This window comes from Hydrogenophaga sp. (assembly GCF_031426985.1).
GTDB lineage: Bacteria > Pseudomonadota > Gammaproteobacteria > Burkholderiales > Burkholderiaceae_C > Hydrogenophaga.
Genome location: NZ_JASJOY010000110.1, coordinates 1 through 6,554, shown reverse-complemented (window position 1 = coordinate 6,554; position 6,554 = coordinate 1). Strand labels below are relative to the sequence as shown.

Genomic DNA, 6,554 nt, shown 5'->3' with positions numbered 1-6,554 from the left:
AGGAATCGAACCTGTATCTAGCGCTTAGGAGGCGCTCGTTCTATCCATTGAACTATGGCGGCGGGGAGAGGGAGCCCGGATTGTAAGTGGGCCATTCCAGGGGCCGCGCAGCGGCGGAGCGTGGGGGCCCAACCCTTCAGTCGTACTGCAGCGTGAAGATCAGGTCCAGCGCGTTCTCTTCGCCGGCCCGCGCCCGCAGGGTGAAGCGGCGCGAGACGTCGTAGAACACCGACACCGTGCCCATGGCACCGGCCAGGCCGGTTTCGTAGCTCAGGTACAGCTGGTTGGAAATGCGTTTGCCCAGCGTCACCGCGGCGGCGCTGGTGCTGCCGTCGGCATTGGTGGCTTCGCCGCGGTACGAGATTTCGTCCAGCCCCAGCGCCTGCGCCAGGCCGCCATTGAGCGCGCCGTCGTTGCCCGCCAGCAGGGCCAGCGCGGCCTGTTGCAGCACGGCGGCTTCGGCGCCGGCGCCGGTGGCCGGGCGGCCCAGCACCAACCAGGCGAGTTTTTCGCTGTCGGGCAGGTCGGGCGTGGCGACCAGGCGCACGCGCGGCGCCTGCGCGCTGCCGTTGATCTGCACGCCCACGCGCTGTTCGGTGTCGCGGCCCATGGGGCGGATGGCCAGGATGTCCAGCGCCGGGTCGTCGTAGGGGCCGTTGAAGACCAGTTCGCCGGTTTCGATGCTCAGCTGCTGGCCATAGGCGCGGTAGCTGCCGCTGGCGGTGCGCACCTCGCCGAACACGCGCGGTGTGGGCAGGGCCACGGTGCTGCGCAGGTTCAGCTGCCCGGTCAGGCGCGCCTGCAGGCCCCGCCCGCGCACCTCGAACTGCGGGCCCAGGTCGAGCTGGACCGACACGTCGGGCTGCACCTGCGCCACGGTGCCGGTGACGGCCTGCAGGTTGCGGCCGCCGCGCACCACCACGTCGGTGCTGAGCGTGGGGGTGGTTTCGTCGGGCAGCACGAACAGGGCCGAGTCGGCCTTGAGCTGGCCGCGGATGTTGAGCTGGGCGCCGGCCAGCTGCGCCGCCACCTGGCCCGAGAGCGTCAGGCGCCGGTCGGCCCGGTTGGACACGCGCAGCGCGTCGGCGCGCAGCTGCAGCTCGATCAGGGGCTGGCGGCGCCCGTCCACCAGACGCCACTGGGCCTGGCCGGTGGCGCTGAGCGCGCCGCCCAGCGGGCTCTGCAGATCGAAGCGGGTGATGGCCAGTCGCTCGCCGTCGAGGCTGGCGCGCAGCTGGCCTTGCGTGAACTCGAGCCCGTCGACCACCGAGCGCAGGGCCAGCTGGTCGGCCTGCAGGGTGCCGCGCCAGTTGGGCTGGGCACGGGTGCCGCCCAGGGTGGCGTCGGCCTGCAGGGTGCCGCGCATGCGCCAGCCCGGCGGCGCCAGGGCCGACCACACGCCCACCTGTGGCAGCCGGGCGCTGACGGTGCCGCTCAGCGGGGCGCTGGCGGGCCACCAGCGGTCGATCAGGTCGCCGTCGGCGGCGGGCGCGGCGGCCAGTTCGGTGCCCAGGTCGGCGCTGGCCTGGCCCAGGCGCTCGCTGTCCCAGCGCAGGCGCGCGGTCACGCTGCGGCCCTGGGCATTGAGGCTCAGGCTGGCGCTGCGGATGCCGGCCGGCAGGCGCTGCGCGCTGCCAGCGGGGGGCTTGCCGGCGTCGTTGTCGGTCAGCAGGACCAGGTCGCCGCTGCGGCGCTGCAGCTGGGCGGCCAGGCGCAGCGGTTCACTGCCTTGCAGGGGCAGCCGCAGATCCCAGTCGCCGTCGAAGACGAGGTCGCCGTCCAGTCCCGCCCGGGTGACGGGGCCGGCCGCATTGCCCTCGGCGCGCGCCAGCTGGTCCACCCACGACAGCGGCAGCCCGCTCAGGCGGCCGCGGGTCTGCAGCGCGCCGGCTTGCCAGGCCAGCTGGTCCCAGGCCAGGGTGACGGGCGCGAGCGCCGTGCCCGCCGCGCCGCCGCGCGGGGCAGGTTGCAGCTGCCACTGGGCCGGACCGCTCTGCAGGGCCAGACCGTCGGGCGTCTGGCGCCAGCTCAGGGTGGCGGGCAGCAGGCCGCGCAGCGTCCAGTCGACCACGCGGCCGGGTTGCCGGGCGTCGCTGGCGCGCAGGGTGAAGGGGTCCAGGCTCAGCCGACCGGGTTCGCCGCCCGCGCCGGGCAGGGGCCACAGGCGCTGCGCGCGGCCCTGGGTCTGCAGCGCGGCGCTCCAGGGGCCTTGCGACGCGTCGCCGCGCAGCTGCACGGCCAGGTCGGCCAGGCGGCCGCTGGCCTGCAGTTGCACGCCGCGCAGTGCCCAGCCGGGGGTGGCCACGGTGGGGCTGCCGCTGCTGGTGTGGCTGGGGCCGCCCAGCTGCGGCACGTCCAGCGTGGCCTGCAGTTGCAGGGGCACGGCGGGGCGCGCGCCGCTGCGGGGTGCTGGGTAGCCCAGTTCGGCCAGGCCGCCGCGCCACTGGGCCTGCAGGCTGGCCTGGCCGCTCAGACGCAGGTCGCGCAGGGCGGGGCTTTGCGCCAGCGCGTCGCGCAGGCGCGGGCCCAGCACCGGCAGCTGCTGCAGGCTGCGCGCCCAGTCCAGCAGGGTGTCGGCCGCGTCCACGCGCAGGTTCAGGTCGCCCTGGCCGTCGGCGTGGGCCAAGGTGCCGGCCCAGCGGCCCTGGGCGCCGGGCAGCTGCAGCGTGGTGCTGCCGCTGAAGGTGGAGGCGGCGACATCCACCGTGCCGCGTGCGGTCAGGCGGGCCTGGAGGGCGTCGAGCAAGGCGTCGTCCAGCCGCAGCGTGCCGCTGCCCTGTGGGCCGGTGCCGGCCTGCCACTGGCCTTGCAGGCGCAGTTCGCGCAGGCGCAGGCCGGCGGTGGCGGCAGGGGCGGGTACGCCGCGCGCGGGCTGCAGTTGCGCGGTGAGTTCGATGGTGCCGGTCTGGGTGGGGTGCTGGCGCGCGCTGGCGCTCAGGTCCAGCGCGGCCGCTGCCAGCGGGCTCCACAGCTGGGCCGGGTTGAGCGCGCTGGCCTGCAGCTGGCCTTGCCACTGCGCGGGGGTGCCCCCGCTGGCGGGCTGGAAGCGGCCACTGCCCTGCAGCCGCGCGCGGCCCAGCGCCGCTTGCAGCCGGGGCACGGTCCATTTCGCGCCCTGTTGTTCGATCGCGGCCTGCAAGCTGTCCAGCGGCAGGCGCTGGCGGTCCCAGGGGCCGCTGGCGCCGTTGCGCAGGTCCAGCCGCGCACGCCAGGCACCGCCGTCGGGCGAGGCCTGCACCGTGCCCGACAGCGCGGTCACGGGCGCCTGCGGCCAGAGCGTGGCCAGGTCGAGCCGGTGCGCGCGCGCGTCCACCGTGTGCAGGGGCTGCGCCGCCCAGGGCTGCACGCGCGCGCTGGCGACCAGCGTGGGCGTGCCCTGCCCGGCGGGGCCGCTGTGCACCTGGGCGTTCAGATCCAGCGTGGCGCTCTGGCCGGTCAGGGTGCCGCTGGCGCCGGCCGTGGCCTGCAGGCTCAGGCTGTTGCCGCCGGGCACGGTGGTGAGCACCTGGCCCTGGGCGGTGGCGTGCAGCGGCATGGGCGCCTGCGCGCCCAGCACGGCCTGCAGCTGGTAGCGGCCCTGGGCCAGCGACAGGGCGTCGATGCGCAGGTGGTGCGCGTCCTGCACGGCGGTGTGATCGCTGCCCTGGCCTTTCCAGGCGCTGCGGTCGGCCGCGTCGGCCGGGCCGTAGCGGTAGTGGCCGCGCGCGCCGTCCAGGGCCAGCGTCTGCCGGCCTTCGATGCGCAGCCGGTCCACCGACCAGGGCAGGCTCACGGGCAGCGGCAGCACCAGTTCGGTCAGGGGCTGGGTGGGCGTGGGTTCCCGGGTGTCGCTGACCTGCACGCTGTCCAGGTGCAGGGTGTTGATCTGCAGGCCGCGGCCGAGCAGGGCGTCGACCACCTGCCCGCCGGTCCACGCCAGGCGCAGGCCTTGCAGTTGCACGTCCAGGCCCGGGCGCGTCCAGCGCAGCCGCTGCACCTGGCCGCCGTGGCGCAGGCTGCCCTGGGCGCCGCTGGCCTGCAACTGGCCGCTCGGGCTGCTGGCGTCGGCCATCCAGGCCTGGGCCCAGCCCAGGGTGCGGGCGAGCGATCCGTCGCTGCCCGACCAGACCCAGCCGGCCGCGCCACCGGCCACCAGCAGCGCCAGCGCCGCGCCGGGCAGCCAGTGGCCGACCCATCCGATGCCGCGCAGGGTCCGCCACGCTGCCCGCCCCCAGCCGCGCGGCGGGGCGGGCGTGGGTGCGGGTGCCGATGCGGCGTCGGTGGTGGCGCTGTTTTCGGGGGGAAGGTTCTGCGGGCTCATCAGAACGCGAAGCCGACGTTGAAGTGCAGCCGCCAGGCGCGCGGTTGCACGCCGTAGGCCAGGTCCAGCCGCAGTGGGCCGACCGGGCTGTTGTAGCGCACGCCGGCGCCCACGCCCCAGTGGGCCTTGAGGTCGGCGATCTTCTCGGCCACCGAGCCGCCGTCGACGAACAGCGCCGCCTCCCAGGGCGTGCGCTGGCCGTTGCGCCAGACGGGGATCTGCCATTCCACGCTGCCCACCGTCATGTAGCGGCCGGGCGAAACGCCACCGTCGGCCTGCGCCACGCCGATGTCGCGCAGCGCGTAGCCGCGCACGCTGGTGTCGCCACCGGTCAGGAACAGCTGGGTCTCGGGCACCGGCGTGTCGGCCCGGGCCCAGACGGCGCCGGCTTCCACCCGCAGCGCCACGCGGCCCCAGCGGCTGCCGCTGGACTCGGTGACGCGGGCGGTGCCCAGCGGGGTGCGTTCATCGGCCAGCGCCAGCGCGCTGCCCACCGGCCAGTAGCCCAGCCAGCGGCCCACGGTGCGGCCAAAGGGGCGGCGTTCGCCCACCAGGGTGTAGCCGGCGCCCAGCTCCAGCCCCAGGCCGTAGCCGCTTTGGGGAAACGGCGTGCTGTCAAAGCGCCGCCGCGTCCAGGCGTAGTTGGCGGTCAGCGAGGCCTCGGCCACGCCAGTGCCCAGGCTCCTGACCACCGTGTTCACCGAACGTGCGCGGTCGAGCTGCAGGAAGAAGCTGCGGTCCAGCGTGTCGCTGCTCTGGACCTGTCCCAGGCGCAGGCGCTGGCTGGTGGTGGTGTCGAAGCCGTCAATCTGCCGCGCCAGCAGCGCGCTGGTGATCCAGTGCCAGCCCTGGTCATCGACCGGCGCGCTCCATTCGGTGGAGAGCTGCCGGTCGTCGCGCTCAAGCTGCAGCTTGCTCACCGCCCGCCAGCCGATGCCGGGCACGCGGTGGTGCGTGTGTTCGACGGACAGGCGCGCGCCGCTGTCGGTGCTGCCGCCGATGCCCAGCACCAGCTTCTGGCGCTGCGCCTCGCGCAGCTGCACCACCACCGGCGCGCTGGCCTGGTCCACGCCCGGGTCGACCGACACGTAGACCGATTCGAAATAGCCGGTGTCGGCGATGCGCTGCTGCGCGTCCTGCAAACGGGCCAGGTCGTAGTCGCTGCCGGGGGTGACGCCGCTCAGGCGCACCAGGCGTTCGACCACGGCGGTGTCAAAGCGCTGCGCGCCCTCGACACGCACCGCGCCGATGCGCAGCGGCGCGCCGGAGTCCAGCTCCAGCGCCAGGCGCACGCTGTGGTCGCTGGTGTCCACGTCGGCCAGGCTGTTGTAGAGCCGTCCGGCCGGGTAACGCCGGGCGGTCAGCGCACGCAGCGCGCTGGTTTTGGCGCTGTTCCAGTCGGCCTGGGTGAAGGGCTGGCCCGCGCGCACGGTGAAGGCGCGGCGCACCGCTTCGCGCTGATCGGCCGCTTGCGGGTGCTCGGCGATGTCGCCGCGGAAATACACCTCGGCGCTGGCGATGCGCGTCTGCGGTCCGGGTTCCACCACGAGGCGCACCGTGCCCAGCGCGGTGGTGCCACCGGGCACCGGGCCTTCGATGCGCAGCTGCGGCGAGAAATAGCCCAGCGTGCCCAGCAGGTCCTGCACGTTCTCGTTCGCGCGCGCGAGCAGGCGGGTGAGTTCGGCCGCATCCAGGTCGTGCAGCTGGCGAAAGCGCATCAGTTCCAGGTGGCGCAGCAGGAAGGCGCGCAGCTCGGCGCTGGCCTGCACGTCGACGTCAAAGCGCGGCTCGGCCGGCGCGGTGTCGGCTGTGAGCGTGGCGGTGTCGGGCGCGGTGTCGCTGGCGGAGGGCGGGGTGGTCGTGGCGGGGGCTTCGGTCACCACAGGCTCAGGTGCCTGCGCCTGCGCCTGCGCCTGCGCCCAGGCCGGCCACCCGCACGCGAGCGCGCACACGGCCAGCAAGGGCCACCGTGCGCGGCCGGCACGGCGCGAAAAGGCAGAGGTCATGCAGAGATCATTTCGACAGGAGCCGCATCGTCTCTTCCAGTCCCTTCAGGGTCAGCGGGTACATGCGCTGGCCCATGAGCTGCTGGACGATGCCGATGCTCTGTCGATACTGCCACACGCCCTGGGGTTCCGGATTGATCCAGGCGAACTTGGGAAAAGCGTGCGTCAGGCGTTGCAGCCACTCGGCGCCGGCCTCCTCGTTGTTGTATTCCACGCTGCCGCCGGGCTGCAGGATCTCGTAGGGGCTC

2 protein-coding genes and 1 pseudogene are annotated in these 6,554 nt (G+C 74.5%); all 3 read right to left on the bottom strand.

The window, feature by feature from the left end:
• Positions 1 to 136: 136 nt before the first annotated feature.
• Entirely contained in the window at positions 137 to 4,300 is a 4,164-nt protein-coding gene (locus RMP09_RS14320; RefSeq protein ID WP_310566655.1) for a translocation/assembly module TamB domain-containing protein, read from the bottom strand.
• On the bottom strand, positions 4,300 to 6,306 hold the full coding sequence (locus RMP09_RS14315) for an autotransporter assembly complex protein TamA (protein WP_310566654.1): 2,007 nt from the start codon (positions 6,304 to 6,306) through the stop codon (positions 4,300 to 4,302). Before RMP09_RS14315 ends, RMP09_RS14320 begins: the two co-directional genes overlap by 1 nt.
• A gap of 7 nt (positions 6,307 to 6,313) precedes the next feature.
• Positions 6,314 to 6,554: pseudogene (locus RMP09_RS14310) on the bottom strand (hypothetical protein); the annotation flags it as partial.